The following is a 16,633-nucleotide window of genomic DNA, read 5'->3' on the forward strand; positions in this document are numbered from 1 at the left end:
AAAACCGGCAAGAGCAGCCGGCCTTGGATTCGCACAGCAGCTCCAATTTATACAGCAGACATACATGCCGCTCCTTCGCGGCACTTCTGACGAAGAAAATTCAGCGAAGGATAGGGCCAAGCACACCATCCTGCAGACCCGACATCTGCTGCATAATGGCATAAGCGGCATCCTTGCCCTGCCGGGCAGCGGAGACTACCGTCGCTTCACCTTTGCCCGAGCCGAAGACGATATCCCCGGCTGCATAAATCTGCGGATCGGAGGTCCGGCCGGTTGCTTCATCAATCTTGACCACGCCCCGTTCATGCTCAAGCCCCAGCGCTTCAATCAGGTCAACCCGCCGTTTCTGTCCGATGGCTACCACCACCGCATCTACCGGCATCAGGAATTCAGAACCCTCCACCGGCACCGGTATCAGGCGGCCGTCCTTGCCGGTCTCCCCGGTCAGCTTCATCTGCACACACTCCAGAGCAGTCACATTGCCCAGTTCATCCCCGACGATCCGCTTCGGCAGGGTCAGCCAGCTGAATTCCACACCCTCCTGCTTGGCGAATTCATATTCAAAATCATACGCGGTCATCTCCGCAGGCGTCCGGCGGTACACCATCTTCACATTTGCCGCTCCCAGCCGCACCGAGCAGGTGGCCGCATCAACCGCCGTGTTGCCTGCCCCGATGACGGCGACCCGCCGGCCCATCAGCTCCAATGCCGGAATGCCGGTCTTTGTGGTTTCCACAAGCTCGATGGCATCATACACGCCGGAGAGCTTCTCTCCTTCAATGCCGAGAGGCGGAACATACCCCATTCCCGCAGCCAGCACAATAGCATCATATCCGGCCTTCAGCTCCTCTACAGAGACATCCACGCCCACCTTCATTCCGGTACGGATCTCTACCCCCAGCTTCCGGACCTGCTCCACTTCCCACAGCGGGATGGACTGCGGCAGCCGGAACGAGACGATCCCATGTGTGTCCAGTCCGCCCGCAAGCTCCTTCGCCTCATAGATCACCACACCACAACCCTCACGCGCCAGCTCCCTGGCTGCTGACAGGCCGGCGGGACCGCTGCCGATTACGGCGACTCTCCTGCCGTTAGGAAGACCCGGCTTAAATAACCGGGTTCCGCTGCTGATCGCCCAATCGGTAGCATAACGCTGCAGCAGCCCGATCTGGACGGGTGCAGAATCATCATTCAGCACACAAGCCCCTTCGCACAGTTCCTCCGTTGGACAGACCCGCGCGCAGCTGGCGCCCACCGGATTGGAATCCATGATCGTCTGTGCCGAACCCTTCAGATTGCCGGTCGCAATGCGCTTGATAAAAGAAGGAATATTAATGCTGGTCGGGCAGGCTTTGATGCAGGGCGCATCATAACAATACAGGCAGCGGTTGGACTCTTCGATTGCACCTTTGCGGGTAAGGCCAGGCTCGGCCTCGGCAAAATTGCGCCTGAACATGTCGGGCGTGAATGTGTTTAACGGAGAAGTGAGCTCCATCCGTATCCCTCCTTCTGTATGAATGGCTTCCACTTTAGCACCATATTTATGTTATATAACATAACACAGTTACGAGTATTGCCTTAATATTTTGCTTACTTCTCAGAATTAATGTAGTAAAATGAACAATAAACCTTATTCCTCATTCCACTTCCCATCCATTTAGGTTAACTTTCCTTACACGTTATATTGAAACTATAGTAAATTCCGTTTTTCGTTACATTAGACAGAGTGTCTAATTTCAAAAGTGTATTTTTTACCTGTAAGAATAGCCTGAGAACTGCCCGGACCAGGCAGGAAAAGATCATATGTCAAGCGAGGGGGATGTTTATGGATTGGGAGCTTGTTTTCACCATTCGTGATGCACTCAAAAGACCGCTGTTTGCAGAATCGGAAGTCATCGGCGGCAGAACCGGCCTGAACCGCGCCATCCGCTGGGTGCATGTGCTGGAGAGCGCGGGCTTTGAAAGCCTGATCCACGGGGAGGAAATGATTCTGACCACCGGCATGGGCGCAAGCGCCGGCCTGCCCTCTTCCTTATCTTTTATGCAGAATCTGATTGACAAGAACGCAGCCTGCTTATGCATCGAGCTGGGGGACTATTTCAGCAGCATTCCCCAGGAAATGATTGATCTGGCCAACCGGCATGATTTCCCGCTGATTATTTTTCCCCGCACTGTACGCTTTGTAGATATCACACTTGATCTGCATTCCCTCATTATCAACCGCCATCACCGCATGCTCCAGGAGCTGGAGAGTATCTCCCGTGAGTTCCACCGCCTGACACTGACCTCTCAAGGTACGATCAAGGTGCTGCAATTATTATGCAAAAGCACCCGCACACAAATTGTGTATATGCAGCCGCAAGGAAAACCCCTGTTCTTCCCGGCACTTTCGCCTGAAGATCAGGCCCCTCTCCTAAGCTTCTTCGAAGCCTTTGGCGAAGAAATGGAAGGTGTACAGCCGGATGCCGCTCCTTATATCCGCGACTATGGCCACAAGACGATTGCCTTGAAGCCGGTGGGTGCACTCGATCAGACCTGGGCTTATATTCTGATGGTCTGCAATCATAAGCCGCAGGAGTTTGACTGTCTGCTGCTCGATTCCGCGTCACTGTCCATTGCTCAGGAGCTGCTGCGCACGCGGTATATGGAGGAACGCAAGCTGTTCTCGGAAAATCTGTGGGTGGATGAGCTGATCGGCGGCCGGACCCAGGATGACAACCGGCTCAAAGGATTGGTCGGGCCTGATTTCAATGTGGTTAATGAGCTTCCCTACCGTGTGTGCCTGGTCGAAATCGAAAACTCCCGCGATGTAAAATGGAACAGCTCGGAGAATGATTGGGAATCGATCACCTTTCATTTGTCGCTCATCCTCCGCTCGATCTTCGAGAAGTACTCGCTGCGCCCGCTGATTACGCTGAAGAACAACCGCCTCACCGTCATCGCCCTCGACATCCGGTCCAAGCTGCCCGGCAAGCTCCGGCTGCAGCAGGCGCTCGATGCCCTGCAGCATATCCACTCCGACGCGAAGCTGAAGGACCTGCAGCTCGTGATCGGCGTCAGCAAGTCCCACCGGGGCCTGAAGCACGCCTATGCCGCATACCAGGAAGCCGTACAAGCGCTGTCTCTATATTCTTGTTATCAGAAGTCCATTCTGTTCTATGAAGAGCTGGGCGTCTTCCAGCTGCTGCTGAGCCTGAATGACGGCAAAACGCTGGAGAACTTCATCCGCAGCTATCTCGGTCCCTTAATTGACCATGATAGCGCCAAAGGAAGCGAGCTGCTGCTGACCCTGCGCGTCTATCTCGACCATGACGGTTCGAAGCAGATTGCCGCCCGGAACCTGTTCATTGTCAGACAGTCGCTCTACTACCGGCTGGACAAAATCACCGAGCTGCTGGGCGAAGACTTCATGCTGCCGGAGAACCGCATCTCCATCCAGGTCGCCTTGCGCGCCTACCAGCTCCTGTATCCTGAGAAGTTCACCCTGCCCAGCTCCCGTTCAGCACAGTTTTGACCGTATCGATGATAAACCGGATATCCTCATCGGTCGAGGACAGCGGCGGAGCGATGGTGAGCACATTATTGAAGCCTGCTACCGTGTCCCCGTTTTTGCCGATGATCAGCCCTTTGGCTTTGCACTCCGCGATAATACCTTTAACGATAGCCAGATCGGCAGGCTGCTTGGTGGCCTTATCCGCTACCAGCTCGATGCCAATGATCAGCCCGAAGCTGCGAATATCCCCCACCCGCTTATGGTCCAGAAGTCCGGCCCACTCCGCCGCCAGCCTCTTGCCGAGGATACCGGCGCGCTCCACCAAGTTCTCCTGCTCCAGGATTTCCAGATTCCGCAGGGCAAGTGCACAGGCTGCCGGATTGCCGCCGAAAGTATTCACATGGCGGAAATGCCCGTAATCGTCACTGTTATCCTTGAAGGCATCGTAGATATCCTTGCGGACTGCCGTTGCCGACAGCGGCAGGTAGGCGCTGGTCAATCCTTTGGCCATGGTGATGATATCCGGCTTCACGCTATAATTCTGATGGCCGAATTTGCAGCCGGACCGCCCGAACCCGCAGATGACCTCATCCATAATCAGCAGCACGCCATGCTTGCGGCAAATCTCCTGCACCCGGTCCAGATAGACCTGATGCGGCACAATGACACCGCCGCCGGTAATCACCGGCTCCATAATGACCGCCGCCACCGTCTCCACGCCTTCCCAGATCATCGTATCCTCTATCGCCTGCGCACTCTGAAGGTTGAATTCCTCCACGGTCATGCCGGCTGGACGGCGGTAGCTGTCCGGCGGGGCCACATGCAAAAACCCGCCGCCAAGCGGCTCATATTTATATTTGCGCTGGGCCTGGCCGGTAGCCGAGAGTGCGCCAAGCGAGCTGCCATGATATCCCCGGTAACGGGCGATAAATTTATGACGGTAATGCTGGCCGGTCTGCTGCTGGTACTGGCGGGCTATTTTGAAGGCGGCTTCGTTGGCTTCTGAACCGCTGTTGGAGAAGAAAATGACATAATCTCCTTCCAGCCATGTGTTCAGCTTCTCAGCCAGGGCGATCGCTGGCATATGGCTCTGTGTAAGCGGGAAATACGGCAGGCTAAGAAGCTGATGATAAGCCGCCTCCGCCAGCTCCTTGCGTCCATAGCCGACATTCACACACCACAGGCCGGACATGCCGTCCAGAAACTTGTTCCCGTCAATATCCGTCACCCATGACCCGCTTGCCGCTGCGGCGATCATCGGCGGATTTTTCTCACTGTAGGGTGTAATGTTATGCCATAAATACTGCTGATCCTTCTGGACGGCCAGCCCGCTTTCGTTCCCCAGGCTCTGCATGGCACTCTCTCCTCTCAATATCTTAAATAGTTAATAACGCGCGGTAACCATCTTCTTGCGGGTATAGAACTCGACGCCGTCCCTGCCGTTCGCATGCAGATCCCCATAAAAGGATTTCTTGTAGCCCGAAAAAGGGAAAAACGCCATCGGCGCAGGCACACCCAGGTTGATCCCCAGCATCCCCGCATCAATCTCTTCCCGGAACTCCCGGATCGCCTTGGCGCTGTCCGTATAGATGCAGGCCCCGTTGGCAAAAGGAGACTGATTCGTCACGGCAATCGCCTCGGCCAGATCCTTGACCCGCACCACCGCCAGCAGCGGCGCAAATATCTCCTCCCGCCAGATGGTCATCCCCGGCTTCACATGGTCGAAAAGCGTCGGTCCGAGAAAATAACCCGCTCCGCCTGCTGCACTGTCCAATCTGCCGTCCCGCACCAGCTCCGCCTGCTCCTGAATTCCCGTTTCGATATAAGCGGCCGTACGCTCCTTGTTCGACTGGCGGATCACCGGGCCGAGGAACACCCCCTCATCCTTGCCGTCGCCGATCTTCAGGCTGTCCGCCGCCTCAACCAGGCGGCGGACTAGTTCATCGGCTACAGCCTCATGGGCAACCACCACAGAGCAGGCCATGCAGCGCTCGCCCGCAGAGCCGAAGGCGGCGGAAATGATGTTTTTAACCGCGCTGCCGAGATCGGCATCGGGCAGCACAATCGAATGATTTTTGGCTCCGGCCAGGGCCTGGACCCGCTTGCCGGACGATGTTCCGCGCTTATAGACATATTCCGCGACCGGCTGGGAGCCTACGAAGGAAACAGCCTTGACCTCTTCATGGTCAAGCAGCCCGTTCACGACCTCATGTGCCCCGTGCACCACATTCAGCACCCCCGGCGGAAATCCCGCTTCCGCGAACAGCTCCGCCAGCCTGTTCATCAGCAGCGGCGTGCGCTCGGAGGGCTTCAGGACAAAGGTGTTGCCGCAGGCAACCGCCAGCGGGAACATCCAGCAGGGCACCATCATCGGAAAGTTGAACGGCGCAATACCGCCCACTACCCCAAGCGGGTACCGGTACATGCCGGACTCGACACCGCTAGCAATGTCCGGCAGCTGGCTGCCCATCATCAGCGTGGGAATGCCGGCGGCAAATTCCACACATTCAATGCCGCGCTGCACTTCGCCGAGCGCTTCCTCCAGGCTTTTGCCGTTCTCCAGAGTGATCAGTCCGGCCAGCTCGTTCCTATGCTGCGCCAGCAGCTGCTGGTACTGGAAGAAATAGCGGGCGCGGCGCGGAACGGCAACCTTTTTCCAGGACCGGTACGCCTCAGCCGCCGCTTTTACCGCATCGTTCAGCTCATCCCGGCTGGAAATGGGCACATAAGCAATGACCTCTCCGGTTGCCGGATTGAACACTTCCTCCTGCTGTCCCGAGGAGGAGTCCACCCACACGCCGTTCACGTAGTTCTTCACTTTCTCCGTTTGCTTCACAAGCAGTGACATCATCTGCACCTCTTTTCTGTCCAGGGCTGTTGATTATAATAGATGACCGCCCATTCCGGCGGTCATCTATAAGGAATATGAATCATCGGTTGACCCATCGTTACTTGGCCGCCATCTCCACAATTTCGTTCGTGTAGGCTTCATCCGTCTTGGATGCCGTCTTGATGACGCCGAACTTCAGTGCAATGTCTGCGGTCTGCTGGAACGCCGCCGCATCGGTATAGCCCAACCTGGATGCATCGAAGCCCTCCGGCTGGATCAGCTTGGCAACCTCAGTCATCATCGTCAGCTGATGCTCACGGGTGGTGCTGCCTTCTTCTGCCAGCTTCATCACGCTGTCCACCGCCGCCTCCGGATCGGCGATCGCATCCTTCCAGCCCTTCAGGGAAGCGCGGACGAACTTGGCCGCCGTTTCCTTATTGGCTTCAAGCCATTCCTTGTTGGCGAACAGGTTGTCTTCCAGCATCGCCACCCCTTCATCGTTCATATCGATTACGTTCAGATCCTCCGCCTTGACGCCGGATTCCAGGATGACCTGGTATTCGTTATATGTCATAGCCGATGCCGCATCGATCTCGCCGCCAAGGAACTGGTCCATTGTGAAGCCCTGCTTGGTGAAGTTCAGATCCTTGTTCGAATCCAGTTTGTATTTATCGAAGAGTGCCAGAATTTCAAACTCGTTGCCGCCCATCCAGTTGCCGACCTTCTTGCCCTTCAGGCCGGCCGGTCCGGCAATTCCCGCATCCTTCTTGGAGACCAGCACCAGTCCGCTTTTCTGGAAGATTTGCGCGATCTGCACCAGCGGCATCTCCTGCTCCTGGCTGGTCAAAAGACTTGCTACCCAGTCCACGCCGATATCCGCCGACCCGCCCGCAACCTGCTGCTCCGGCACAATATCCGGACCGCCGGGCAGAATCTCCACCTTCAGCCCTTCTTCGGCATAATAGCCTTTATCCTGCGCCAGGAAGTATCCGGCGAACTGGGCCTGCGGCACCCATTTGAGCTGCAGCTTGACGGTTACCGGATCTGCAGCCGGTTCCGCCGCTGCCGGAGAAGCGGAAGCCTCTGCCCCAGCCGCCTCCTCAGCCGCTGGAGCTGCATTATTATTGTTGCCCCCGCAGCCTGCCAGCGAAGAAAACATCATGATTAGCGCAGCCGCCAGCAGCCCGCCGCGAAACTTGCCTTTTCTCCCGATCATCAATACAATTCCCCCTACCCGAATGAGTTTTCATTTCGAAAAAAACACAGCATGGCAACCAAACATGAGACTCTATGCATACGGCCTGGGGAGGGTTCTCTTTTCCCTTCGGCACAGGGCCGGATGTAACGGATGCAGGGGGTCAGGCCCGCCGGGAGGAATGCCATTTGATAAACACCTTCTCCAGCCGCTCCACCATCAGATAAAAGATGACCCCGGCGATGGCCGCTAGTACGATGCAGGACCAGCCGAGCGGCATTTTGGCCACCTTGATCGAGTTGGATAGCAGGTAGCCGAGCCCCCGTGAGGAGAAAAAAAACTCCCCCACTATGGCTCCGATCATACTCGCCGTGGTATTGATCTTGAGCGCAGTGAACACGTATGGCAGACTGTTCTGAATGCGCAGGTAACGGAATACGGCCGGCTTGCCGGCTGCGTACGAATGCATCAGATCCAGAGCCAGCGGATCAACCGCCGTCATGCCCTTGTAGGCATTAATCGCCATCGCGGCCATTGTGGCCGCTGCCACTATGGCGGCGCGGGACCCGATGCCGTCCCCGAACCACAGATTCATAATGGGGGCGAGCGCCACAATCGGCACGGCATTCAGCGCAGCCACGAGGGTAAGGCTGCCTCCGCCCCACCGGGGCCAGGCGGTTGCCGCCAGGGCGATCAGGAAGCCGCAGGCTGAACCAATCAGCATCCCCACGACCGCCTCGGCCAGTGTATATCCGGTATAAGACAGCAGCAGGCTGAAGTTATCCCGCATCGCCTCCGCGATGGCCGAGGGCAGAGGAAGCTGGTACTTTTTGAGCTCCAAAAGCTTGTGAAAAACCTGAAGCTCCCATAGGAAGAGAAACAGTACACCGGCGAGCAGGGGCAGAATCACACCGGGGTTCAGCCGCCTGAACGGCCACCGGGGGTTTTCCTTCCCGCCATTAACCGATGATTTTCCGTTGTTAGTTGACGTAAAGGATGTAGATGTGACTTCTTTGCCCGTTGAGGCCATGAAGGGTGTATCCCGCACAGTAGTGTTGCTCTCCATCAGCGGCTGCCCCCTTTCGGACGGAATTCCGGCTGCCATGGCGCTGCCAGGCGTTCCACCAGGCTCATCAGCCAATAGCTGGCTATTCCGAGCAAGGCGCCGACAAGCACGGTTGACCAGAACATATACGTATGGGAAGGACCGTAATAGAGATTGCGCAGCATAATGACGCCGATGCCATGCCGTGCGCCCATAAGCTCTACGAGAATCGCACCGGTCACCGCGAGCGGTGCCGCGATCTTGAGTCCGCTGAAGAGGCCCGGCAGCGCTGCCGGAAAGCGCAGCTTCCAATATAAAGCCCAAGGCTTCGCTGCAAGAGAGCGCATCAGCTCCACTGCCGGGAGATCGACACTGCGCAGCCCGCGGAGCATATTCAGAGCGACCGGGAAAAAGGTAATGTACCCGGAAATGATAATCCGCGACGCCTGCTCATCCCGGACAATGCCGTAGATAATCGGCGCCAGCCCCAGAATCGGAATCATCTGCGAGGCCACCGCATACGGGAAGGCGAGCTGTTCAACCGTCTTCGACAGGCTCATCAGCACGGCCAGAAGCACTCCGGCCGCAGCGCCGATCAGAAATCCGGCGCCGGCATTGCCGAAGGTCGCCCCGCCCTCCTTGAGCAGCGTACTGCTGTATTTCCATAAGGCTGCCGCTACTTCATGGACATAAGGCAGCTTAGACTGGGCCAGCGGTGTTTTCGCTATATGCAGCAGCCACCAGGAGACTGCCTCCCAGACTGCCAGCAGGCCGAAGATCCAGACGAACAGCGGCAGCACGCGTTCCCGCATAAACGTACGGTTCTTCATCCCTACACCCCTTCGAAGCTGTCGCGGATTCGGGCGACCAGTTCAAAAAATTCCGGGCTGTTCCTCATTTCCGCTGTGCGCGGACGCGGCAGCGGAATATCCACAATGGCGGACAGCCTGCCCGGATGCGGAGACAGCACGAACACACGGTCCGAGAGAAAAATCGACTCTGGAATGCTGTGGGTTACGAAGACGATAGTACTCTGCACTTTGCTCCAAACAGCCAGCAGCTCCTCATTCAGACGTTCGCGGGTGAATTCGTCCAGCGCCGAGAAGGGTTCATCCATCAGCAGGATTTCCGGCTCCATGGACAGCGCTCTGGCGATGGCTACCCGCTGCTGCATCCCTCCACTGAGCTGCCACGGATACTTGTCCGCGAAGCCCTGCAGGCCTACGAGATCGAGCAGCTCCAGCGCTTTATCCTCACGGATGGATTTTTTCACGCCCATCAGCTCCAGGGGAAGCGTTATATTATGCCTCACCTTCCGCCAGTCATAAAGCACCGGACTCTGGAACACGATACCGTACTTTTGGGCCAGCCGGGCTTCACGCGCACTCTTGCCGGCTACCGTAACATCTCCGCCAGTTGGCGTCAGCAGATCTGCCATCAGTCTGAGCAGTGTAGTTTTGCCGCAGCCGGACGGTCCGAGCAGGGAGACGAACTCCCCTTTGGCGATATCCAGGCTTACCTGATGCAGCGCAAGCACGTCGGCCGTGTCCGTCTGATAACGCATCTCGACGTTCTGCAGCTGTATTTCAGGAATTCTTGCCGCTGCTAATGACATTCCCAGCTCCCCCTTTATTCCCGGATCGGATTTAATTTTTCTATTGTATGTTAATTAACATAACACATTTTCGTATAAGACGATGTTTTTTCTGTTTCCATGTTCGATTAACTAACATAGTACACTTTGCTCCGGTTGCACTCACTAGACAAAAAGTAAAATGGACTCTGAGAAATTCCGGCACTTTGTCTAGGTATTAAAGGATACTATGAAATATATGCTTTCTAAATTTTTAAAAATTGCGACTTTTACCGATAAAGTAGGTATATATCTTCATGCTGTATACGCTGACAAACGGGATTTCACTATGTATATTTGCTACTATCTCACTAGATTTTTAATTTACAGGAGACAATCTGCCTATGCCCACAGCATATATCCGCAGACGGAGGCTTGAACCATGGGGTCCATGATTTCGAATTATATAGTTATTGTTTCAATCTCCGGTGTGCTGAGCGCTTTGCTGGCGCTTTTTGCCTACTATAAAAAAACCGATTTTGCTGGAACACGGGCCTTTATCCTCAGTTCCCTCACATCGGCCATCTATACCTTTGGCTTCGCCTTGGAGCTGTCGGGCAGCACGATGCCGGAAATCAGCTTCTGGATTAAGGTCGAGTACCTTGGGATGCCTTTTATCGCCCCCTCAAGCCTGCTGATGATTATGTATTTCGTAGGGCTGGAGCGGCTGATCCGTAAAGGGCTGGTCACCGCGCTGTATGCCATTCCCTTCATCTCTGTGCTGCTTGTATGGACTAACGATTATCATCATTTGTTCTATCAGTCGATGTATTTCCGGGAAGGAGCGCCGACACCGCTGATCGATGTGGTTATGGGTCCCTGGTATATTGTCCAGGGCAGTCTGACCTTCGGCTGCATGCTTGCCGGCATGTGCCTGATTCTCTGGCAGTGGAACCGGATGAAGCGTGTCTACCGCAGGCAGCTGTTCACCATCTTTATCGGGCAGTTTCTCCCGGCTTTGGGCGCCTTCCTCTATTTAATGGATGTAACTCCCTATGGGATGGACCCCGTTCCGGTGATTATGAGTATAACTTCGACCCTCTATATATGGGCTATCCTGTCCAGAGGCATGCTTACCGCCGCTCCAATCGCCCGGGAGAATCTCTTCGAGAGCATGCGCGACGGCGTGCTGGTTACGGACCTCTCCGATATGCTGGTTGATTACAACCGGGCCGCTGCGGACATGCTGCAAGATCTGGATGCCTCGGCTATCGGCAAGCCTCTGGCCCAGCTCTTTCTTCCGGCAGGCCAGGATGCGGTCGATTACGTGATGAATTCCGATCCGCTGATCAGCGAAGAACGCGAGCTGGGCTGGAATATGAACGGCGAGACCCGGTACTACCAGATTAGATCCTCTCCAGTGCAGAAGTATGGCGGGCATCAGGTGGGGCGGATGATCATGCTGATTGATGTCACGGAGCGGACGCTGCTTCAGGAAAAACTGCTCCAGCTCGCCACTGTCGACAGCCTCACCGGCATCTACAACCGGATGCATTTCATGGAGCTGAGCCGGGGATTGCTGAATGAGGCAGCCCTCAGTCTGGCGCCGGTCTCGATTATTTTGCTGGATATTGACTTCTTCAAAAGCATCAATGACCGTTACGGCCATCACTATGGGGATATGGCGCTGCAGCATATTGTAACTGTCTGCAGCAGCCATTTGCGCGAGGGTGATATTTTCGGGCGCTACGGGGGCGAGGAATTCGTTCTCTGTCTGCCGGAAACATCCTTGAAGCAGGCTGCCCTGTTATCTGAATCGATCCGTATAGACATTGAGCGCAGCTCTATATCTGCCATTTCGGGACCCATCCATGTCACTGCAAGCTTCGGCGTCGTGGAGGCCCGGGGCAAGAATCTTTCACTGGAAGATCTGCTCTCCGAAGCAGACCATGCTCTGTATACTTCCAAACGCAATGGGCGCAATGCCGTTCATGTATCTAGCGGCTCCTCCATCACGCCCTTCACACCAGCGTGAGCAAGCCTGCTTCGCTCCTGGTATGGGTCTTGCCATAGGGTAATCATCGTCTCCTGATAACAACACAACGGCTACCCGTCCTTCATTGGACAGTGCAGCCGTTGTGGAATATTTGCTTCTGCCATTCATTTGCTTCCGGCCATAAAATACTCCACACCCCGCAGCAAACCGGCGGGCAGCTCCTCAAGCGCCAGATAATCCTTCAGCTCCTGCACCACACGTTCGCGGTTGTGGCCGAATACATCCACAATCCGGGCCAGCCGTTCCCACGGTGCCAGATCGGCACGGAATTCCGCCAGGCTCAACGGCAATCCATGTGATTCCACATACCACTGCGCGTTATAGCCATAGGCTAGCCCCAGCAGCTTCAAAAAGCTTGTACTGCTGTACCGGCGCGGACCGCCATATACAGAGGGTCCCAGGGCATCACCCAGAAAAAGCACATTATCCTCCCTTATGTAAAGAAAACATGAATCTGCTGAATGGTCCCCGCCAACATGGCTCAATTCACAGGTAACGCCGCCCAGATCAATAGCGATATTGCCCGAAAATACGATATCCGGCTTCATTACTGTTATCTCTCTGGCGTCTCCGTACTCCAGCCGTATATGCTGTGCACTCTCTTCGCTCAGGACCCCGGCGAGAACCAGCTCAGCTAGATCCTCATCTGACCAGCTTCGTCCGCCGAGTCCGGCAAGCGCTTCTGCCGTTCCTTCATGGGCAATAACCGGCGCCTGCCAGGCGGACAGGCCAAACGAGTGATCCCAATGCCAATGCGTCAACACCAGCAGCTCCGGCACCCTGATGCCGCGCTTGGCGAGTTCCTGGCGGAATAGCTCAGCATGCCCGGGCGAATTCCCCGCATCCATCAGCAGTGTCCGGCGATCCCCGGTGATAGCTGCCAGCACAGGCCGGTCCGTCTCATGCTCCGCGTGCATGATCAGGATGTGCGGACTCAGTTGCTGAAATTGATGTTCCATAAGTATTTCCCCCCGGTATTCTTACTCTATGGCAGATAAATAAAAAGTTCTGTATATCGTACATGTTGCATCAATTTCAGCCATTAATCAACCAGCCGTTGTTTGTGAACACCGGTTTTCAGTTTAATAAGAGTTAGCCGATTGATTCAAGCTCACTTTCAGCTCTAGAGGAGGAGATTCCATGATCAAAATCGGGTTGACCGGCTTTGGAGACCACGAGGAGCTTTACGGCAAAATCAAACCTGCCGAACGACTGCCTGTCTACAGCGCTCATTTTCCCATCGTGGAGATTGACAGTTCTTTTTATGCGGTACAGCCGGTCAGGAATTACGCTAAATGGGCGGAACAGACCCCTGAAGGCTTTCAGTTCATCGTCAAGGCGTATCAGGGCATGACCGGACATCTGCGCAGCAAAAAGAATTACTTCGACACACCGGAAGAGATGTATCAGGCCTTCCATGCCTCTATCGAGCCTGTACGCTCAGCGGGAAAGCTGGCGATGGTGCTTTTTCAATTCCCGCCCTGGTTTGACTGCACCAAGGACAATGTGGAGTTTCTGCGCGAGGCCAAAGAAAGAATACAGGATGTTCCTTCCGCGGTAGAATTCCGCAATGAATCCTGGTACAGCCCGGAAATGCGCGGCAAAACGCTGCATTTTCTGGAGCAGGAGGGCTGGATTCACACGGTGGCGGATGAGCCGCAGGCCGGTTCCGGGTCGATCCCCATCGTTCCTGTCTCCACCGGCACTGATGCAACTTATGTCCGGCTGCACGGACGCAACATCAGCGGCTGGAACCAGAGCAGCCACCCGGATTGGCGCAAGCTGCGCTACCTGTACCGCTACAGTACCGAAGAGCTGACGGAATGGCGGGACCGGCTGCTGGAACTTGAAAAAACATGCCGCGAGCTGTATGTTGTGTTTAATAATAATTCTGGCGGAGACGCCACTGATAATGCGAAAGAGCTGCAGTCACTGCTCGGAATTGATGGCGGACTCGCTCCGCGGCAGCTGGATTTCTTCTGAATCCGGGTGCTGCCTGCAGGTCTACATACCCTCTTCTACTTCTTGTTGAAGACTAAATCATATAACCTATCCATCCGTTTCATATGAAGGAGGCCACAGGAAATGAAGAGAAACCATACTATGATGCAATTTTTCGAATGGCATGTCGCGGCAGACGGACAGCACTGGAAGCGGCTGGCCCAAATGGCTCCCGAACTGAAAGCCGCCGGTATTGATTCCGTATGGGTGCCTCCGGTAACGAAAGCCATCTCTCCCGAGGATACAGGCTATGGCGTGTATGATCTCTATGACCTGGGAGAATTCGACCAAAAAGGGACGATCCGCACGAAATACGGCACCAAGCAGGAATTGATCGACGCTATTGCCGAATGTCTCAGGAACGGCATTGCCGTGTATGTGGATCTCGTCATGAATCATAAAGCGGGCGCAGACGAGACCGAGGTCTTCGAGGTGATTGAGGTAGACCCGAACAACCGCAACAAGGAGATTTCCGCACCGTTCGAGATCGAAGGCTGGACCAAATTCACGTTCCCCGGACGGGGGGACACGTACTCCAGCTTCAAATGGAACCATACGCATTTCAACGGCACCGATTTCGATGCCAAGGGAGGGCGAAACGGCGTTTTCCGGATTAACGGAGAGAACAAAAACTGGAACCAGAATGTGGATGACGAGTTCGGCAACTATGATTATCTCATGTTCGCGAACATTGACTACAGCCAGCAGGAAGTCCGGAGAGAGATGCTGGAATGGGGCAAGTGGCTGGTAGATACGCTGCAGTGCAGCGGTTACCGGCTTGACGCCATCAAACATATCAATCATGAGTTTATCAAAGAATTCGCGGCGGAAATGACCAAAAAGCGGGGCGAAGACTTCTACATCGTCGGAGAGTTCTGGAATTCCAATCTCGAAGCCTGCCGGGAATTCCTCAATACAGTCGACTATCAGATAGATCTGTTCGATGTATCGCTGCATTACAAGCTGTATGCGGCTGCGCTGGGCGGCAGAGACTTTGACCTGACGCATATTTTTGACGACACACTGGTGCAGACCCATCCCGGCAATGCCGTGACCTTCGTGGACAACCACGATTCCCAGCCGCACGAAGCGTTGGAGTCCTGGGTCGGGGACTGGTTCAAGCAGAGCGCCTACGCCCTGATCCTGCTGCGCCGTGACGGATATCCGGTGGTCTTCTACGGTGATTATTACGGCATTGGCGGGCCCGCTCCTATCGAAGGCAAAAAAGCGGCCATTGATCCCTTGCTGTACGCCCGCTGCCACAAGGCCTATGGGGAGCAGGATGATTATTTCGATCATCCGAACACCATCGGCTGGGTCCGCCGCGGCATAGAAGAGATTGAGGGCTCCGGCTGCGCCGTGGTGATCTCTAACGGGGATAACGGCGAGAAGCGGATGTTCCTGGGTGAGGAGCGGGCGGGAGAGGTCTGGGTGGATTTCACCCATAACCGCAGGGAGTCCGTAACCATCGGCAAGGACGGTTGGGCGGTATTCCCCGTGAACGGCGGAAGCGTCTCTGTGTGGGCGCTGCCGGATGGAGCAGAGGTGAAGCCTGCTGCGCAGGATTTGGATGATGTAGAGAAGATTACGAAGGACAGCTCCGGTAAAAGGACGCACTGAGGAATATTGAGAGGGCCAGTGGTGCCGCCGCTGAAGGCATTTCAGCTAATTCAGGTTTAACATCAAAAAAGAGGTGAAATCCTGCCGTAATGGGCAGAGTTCACCTCTTTGCTGTATTTTTTCTTATTTTACTTGGATTAATCCTTTAATGGCTGACCGTTGAATTCTCTCCTTCGGCCCAAGTGTCCGGTTCCGTGTTCAGAATGCGTTCAATCGGGTAGACCCTCCATACGGCGGTTACAACAGCAGCGCTTAGCACCGCTTTGATAAGGTCGCCCGGGATGAACGGCCACATTCCTGCCGTCAATGCTTTGGAGAGAGAGGTCATACCTGTGGAATGGGCCAGCCACCATACGCCGCCGGGATACACAAGCAGTACGCCGAACAAAAAGTTCACGGCCAGCAGCTTCACAAAGGTGTATTTATTCTGCTCTATGCGCTGTGCGAACAGACCGATCAGAAAGGCTACCACCGGCCAGGAAAAAATATAGCCTGCGGTAGGTCCGGTGAGCACCGACAAGCCGCCGCTTCCGGCCAGCACCGGGAATCCGGCAGCCGCCAGCCCGATGACGATCAGCACTGCAAGGCTGCCGTAGCGCGCACCCAGCATGGAACCGGCCAGCATCACCGCAAGCGTCTGCATGGTAATAGGCACGGTAGAGAAGGGCAGTGAAATTCTCAAATAGCTGAGTGCGATCATAACTCCGGCGAAAAGTGCACTGAAGATCAGGCCGCGAGTCGTCCATTTTTTCATGAGCAGGATTACCCCCATTTTTTTAGGAACACTATATCATCCCTCATCCGATACATCAATCCTAAA

Annotated in this window: 13 protein-coding genes; 4 read left to right on the forward strand and 9 right to left on the reverse strand. The window is 55.2% G+C overall.

The window, feature by feature from the left end:
• Nucleotides 1-100: 100 nt before the first annotated feature.
• Nucleotides 101-1,495, reverse strand: a complete 1,395-nt coding sequence (locus PRIO_RS31690; RefSeq protein ID WP_046506046.1) for an NAD(P)-dependent oxidoreductase — start codon at nucleotides 1,493-1,495, stop codon at nucleotides 101-103.
• Between the two features lie 324 nt (nucleotides 1,496-1,819).
• Here PRIO_RS31690 and PRIO_RS31695 point away from each other — a divergent pair, with 324 nt between their 5' ends.
• The gene (locus PRIO_RS31695) at nucleotides 1,820-3,514 is read left to right on the forward strand and encodes a PucR family transcriptional regulator (protein WP_231869784.1); all 1,695 of its coding nucleotides are present in this window, start codon (nucleotides 1,820-1,822) and stop codon (nucleotides 3,512-3,514) included.
• Here PRIO_RS31695 and PRIO_RS31700 read toward each other — a convergent pair.
• The 6 genes from PRIO_RS31700 to PRIO_RS31725 form a co-directional block, all read right to left on the reverse strand.
• On the reverse strand, nucleotides 3,480-4,847 hold the full coding sequence (locus tag PRIO_RS31700) for an aspartate aminotransferase family protein (protein WP_020426961.1): 1,368 nt from the start codon (nucleotides 4,845-4,847) through the stop codon (nucleotides 3,480-3,482). The two genes, PRIO_RS31695 and PRIO_RS31700, sit on opposite strands and share 35 nt — an antisense overlap.
• A 30-nt stretch (nucleotides 4,848-4,877) precedes the next feature.
• On the reverse strand, nucleotides 4,878-6,341 hold the full coding sequence (locus PRIO_RS31705; RefSeq protein WP_020426960.1) for a CoA-acylating methylmalonate-semialdehyde dehydrogenase: 1,464 nt from the start codon (nucleotides 6,339-6,341) through the stop codon (nucleotides 4,878-4,880).
• 100 nt (nucleotides 6,342-6,441) lie between these two features.
• Complete coding sequence (locus PRIO_RS31710; RefSeq protein ID WP_020426959.1) at nucleotides 6,442-7,539, reverse strand: ABC transporter substrate-binding protein; 1,098 nt, start codon at nucleotides 7,537-7,539, stop codon at nucleotides 6,442-6,444.
• A gap of 142 nt (nucleotides 7,540-7,681) precedes the next feature.
• On the reverse strand, nucleotides 7,682-8,584 hold the full coding sequence (locus PRIO_RS31715; RefSeq protein WP_052741554.1) for an ABC transporter permease: 903 nt from the start codon (nucleotides 8,582-8,584) through the stop codon (nucleotides 7,682-7,684).
• Nucleotides 8,584-9,393, reverse strand: coding sequence for an ABC transporter permease (locus PRIO_RS31720; protein ID WP_020426956.1), 810 nt, complete (start codon nucleotides 9,391-9,393; stop codon nucleotides 8,584-8,586). Before PRIO_RS31720 ends, PRIO_RS31715 begins: the two co-directional genes overlap by 1 nt.
• A gap of 2 nt (nucleotides 9,394-9,395) precedes the next feature.
• Nucleotides 9,396-10,178 carry an ABC transporter ATP-binding protein gene (locus tag PRIO_RS31725; protein WP_046506052.1) on the reverse strand — a complete coding sequence of 261 codons (783 nt, stop codon included), beginning with the start codon at nucleotides 10,176-10,178 and terminating at the stop codon, nucleotides 9,396-9,398.
• Nucleotides 10,179-10,578: 400 nt separating this feature from the next.
• On the opposite strand from PRIO_RS31725, the gene PRIO_RS31730 reads away from it, so the two are divergent.
• Nucleotides 10,579-12,171, forward strand: coding sequence for a histidine kinase N-terminal 7TM domain-containing diguanylate cyclase (locus tag PRIO_RS31730; protein WP_020426953.1), 1,593 nt, complete (start codon nucleotides 10,579-10,581; stop codon nucleotides 12,169-12,171).
• A gap of 125 nt (nucleotides 12,172-12,296) precedes the next feature.
• Here PRIO_RS31730 and PRIO_RS31735 read toward each other — a convergent pair whose 3' ends face one another.
• A complete protein-coding gene (locus tag PRIO_RS31735) occupies nucleotides 12,297-13,151 on the reverse strand; it encodes an MBL fold metallo-hydrolase (protein WP_020426952.1) in 855 nt (284 codons plus the stop codon).
• A gap of 181 nt (nucleotides 13,152-13,332) precedes the next feature.
• On the opposite strand from PRIO_RS31735, the gene PRIO_RS31740 reads away from it, so the two are divergent.
• The gene (locus PRIO_RS31740) at nucleotides 13,333-14,175 is read left to right on the forward strand and encodes a DUF72 domain-containing protein (RefSeq protein WP_020426951.1); all 843 of its coding nucleotides are present in this window, start codon (nucleotides 13,333-13,335) and stop codon (nucleotides 14,173-14,175) included.
• Nucleotides 14,176-14,277: 102 nt separating this feature from the next.
• Entirely contained in the window at nucleotides 14,278-15,813 is a 1,536-nt protein-coding gene (locus tag PRIO_RS31745) for an alpha-amylase (RefSeq protein WP_020426950.1), read from the forward strand.
• A gap of 145 nt (nucleotides 15,814-15,958) precedes the next feature.
• On the opposite strand, the gene PRIO_RS31750 is transcribed toward PRIO_RS31745, so the two are convergent.
• Nucleotides 15,959-16,567 (reverse strand): biotin transporter BioY, encoded by a 609-nt coding sequence (locus PRIO_RS31750; protein WP_020426949.1) that lies wholly within the window; start codon nucleotides 16,565-16,567, stop codon nucleotides 15,959-15,961.
• Between the last annotated feature and the right edge of the window lie 66 nt (nucleotides 16,568-16,633).

Source organism: Paenibacillus riograndensis SBR5 (assembly GCF_000981585.1).
Taxonomy (GTDB): Bacteria; Bacillota; Bacilli; order Paenibacillales; family Paenibacillaceae; genus Paenibacillus_AQ; species Paenibacillus_AQ riograndensis.

What these genes read in the sequence shown, in the direction of transcription:
- PRIO_RS31690 (WP_046506046.1), bottom strand. Translation starts at nt 1,495, where the DNA reads ATGGAGCTCACTTCTCCGTTAAACACATTCACGCCCGACATGTTCAGG.
- PRIO_RS31695 (WP_231869784.1), top strand. Translation starts at nt 1,820, where the DNA reads ATGTTTATGGATTGGGAGCTTGTTTTCACCATTCGTGATGCACTCAAA.
- PRIO_RS31700 (WP_020426961.1), bottom strand. Translation starts at nt 4,847, where the DNA reads ATGCAGAGCCTGGGGAACGAAAGCGGGCTGGCCGTCCAGAAGGATCAG.
- PRIO_RS31705 (WP_020426960.1), bottom strand. Translation starts at nt 6,341, where the DNA reads ATGTCACTGCTTGTGAAGCAAACGGAGAAAGTGAAGAACTACGTGAAC.
- PRIO_RS31710 (WP_020426959.1), bottom strand. Translation starts at nt 7,539, where the DNA reads ATGATCGGGAGAAAAGGCAAGTTTCGCGGCGGGCTGCTGGCGGCTGCG.
- PRIO_RS31715 (WP_052741554.1), bottom strand. Translation starts at nt 8,584, where the DNA reads ATGGAGAGCAACACTACTGTGCGGGATACACCCTTCATGGCCTCAACG.
- PRIO_RS31720 (WP_020426956.1), bottom strand. Translation starts at nt 9,393, where the DNA reads ATGAAGAACCGTACGTTTATGCGGGAACGCGTGCTGCCGCTGTTCGTC.
- PRIO_RS31725 (WP_046506052.1), bottom strand. Translation starts at nt 10,178, where the DNA reads ATGTCATTAGCAGCGGCAAGAATTCCTGAAATACAGCTGCAGAACGTC.
- PRIO_RS31730 (WP_020426953.1), top strand. Translation starts at nt 10,579, where the DNA reads ATGGGGTCCATGATTTCGAATTATATAGTTATTGTTTCAATCTCCGGT.
- PRIO_RS31735 (WP_020426952.1), bottom strand. Translation starts at nt 13,151, where the DNA reads ATGGAACATCAATTTCAGCAACTGAGTCCGCACATCCTGATCATGCAC.
- PRIO_RS31740 (WP_020426951.1), top strand. Translation starts at nt 13,333, where the DNA reads ATGATCAAAATCGGGTTGACCGGCTTTGGAGACCACGAGGAGCTTTAC.
- PRIO_RS31745 (WP_020426950.1), top strand. Translation starts at nt 14,278, where the DNA reads ATGAAGAGAAACCATACTATGATGCAATTTTTCGAATGGCATGTCGCG.
- PRIO_RS31750 (WP_020426949.1), bottom strand. Translation starts at nt 16,567, where the DNA reads ATGAAAAAATGGACGACTCGCGGCCTGATCTTCAGTGCACTTTTCGCC.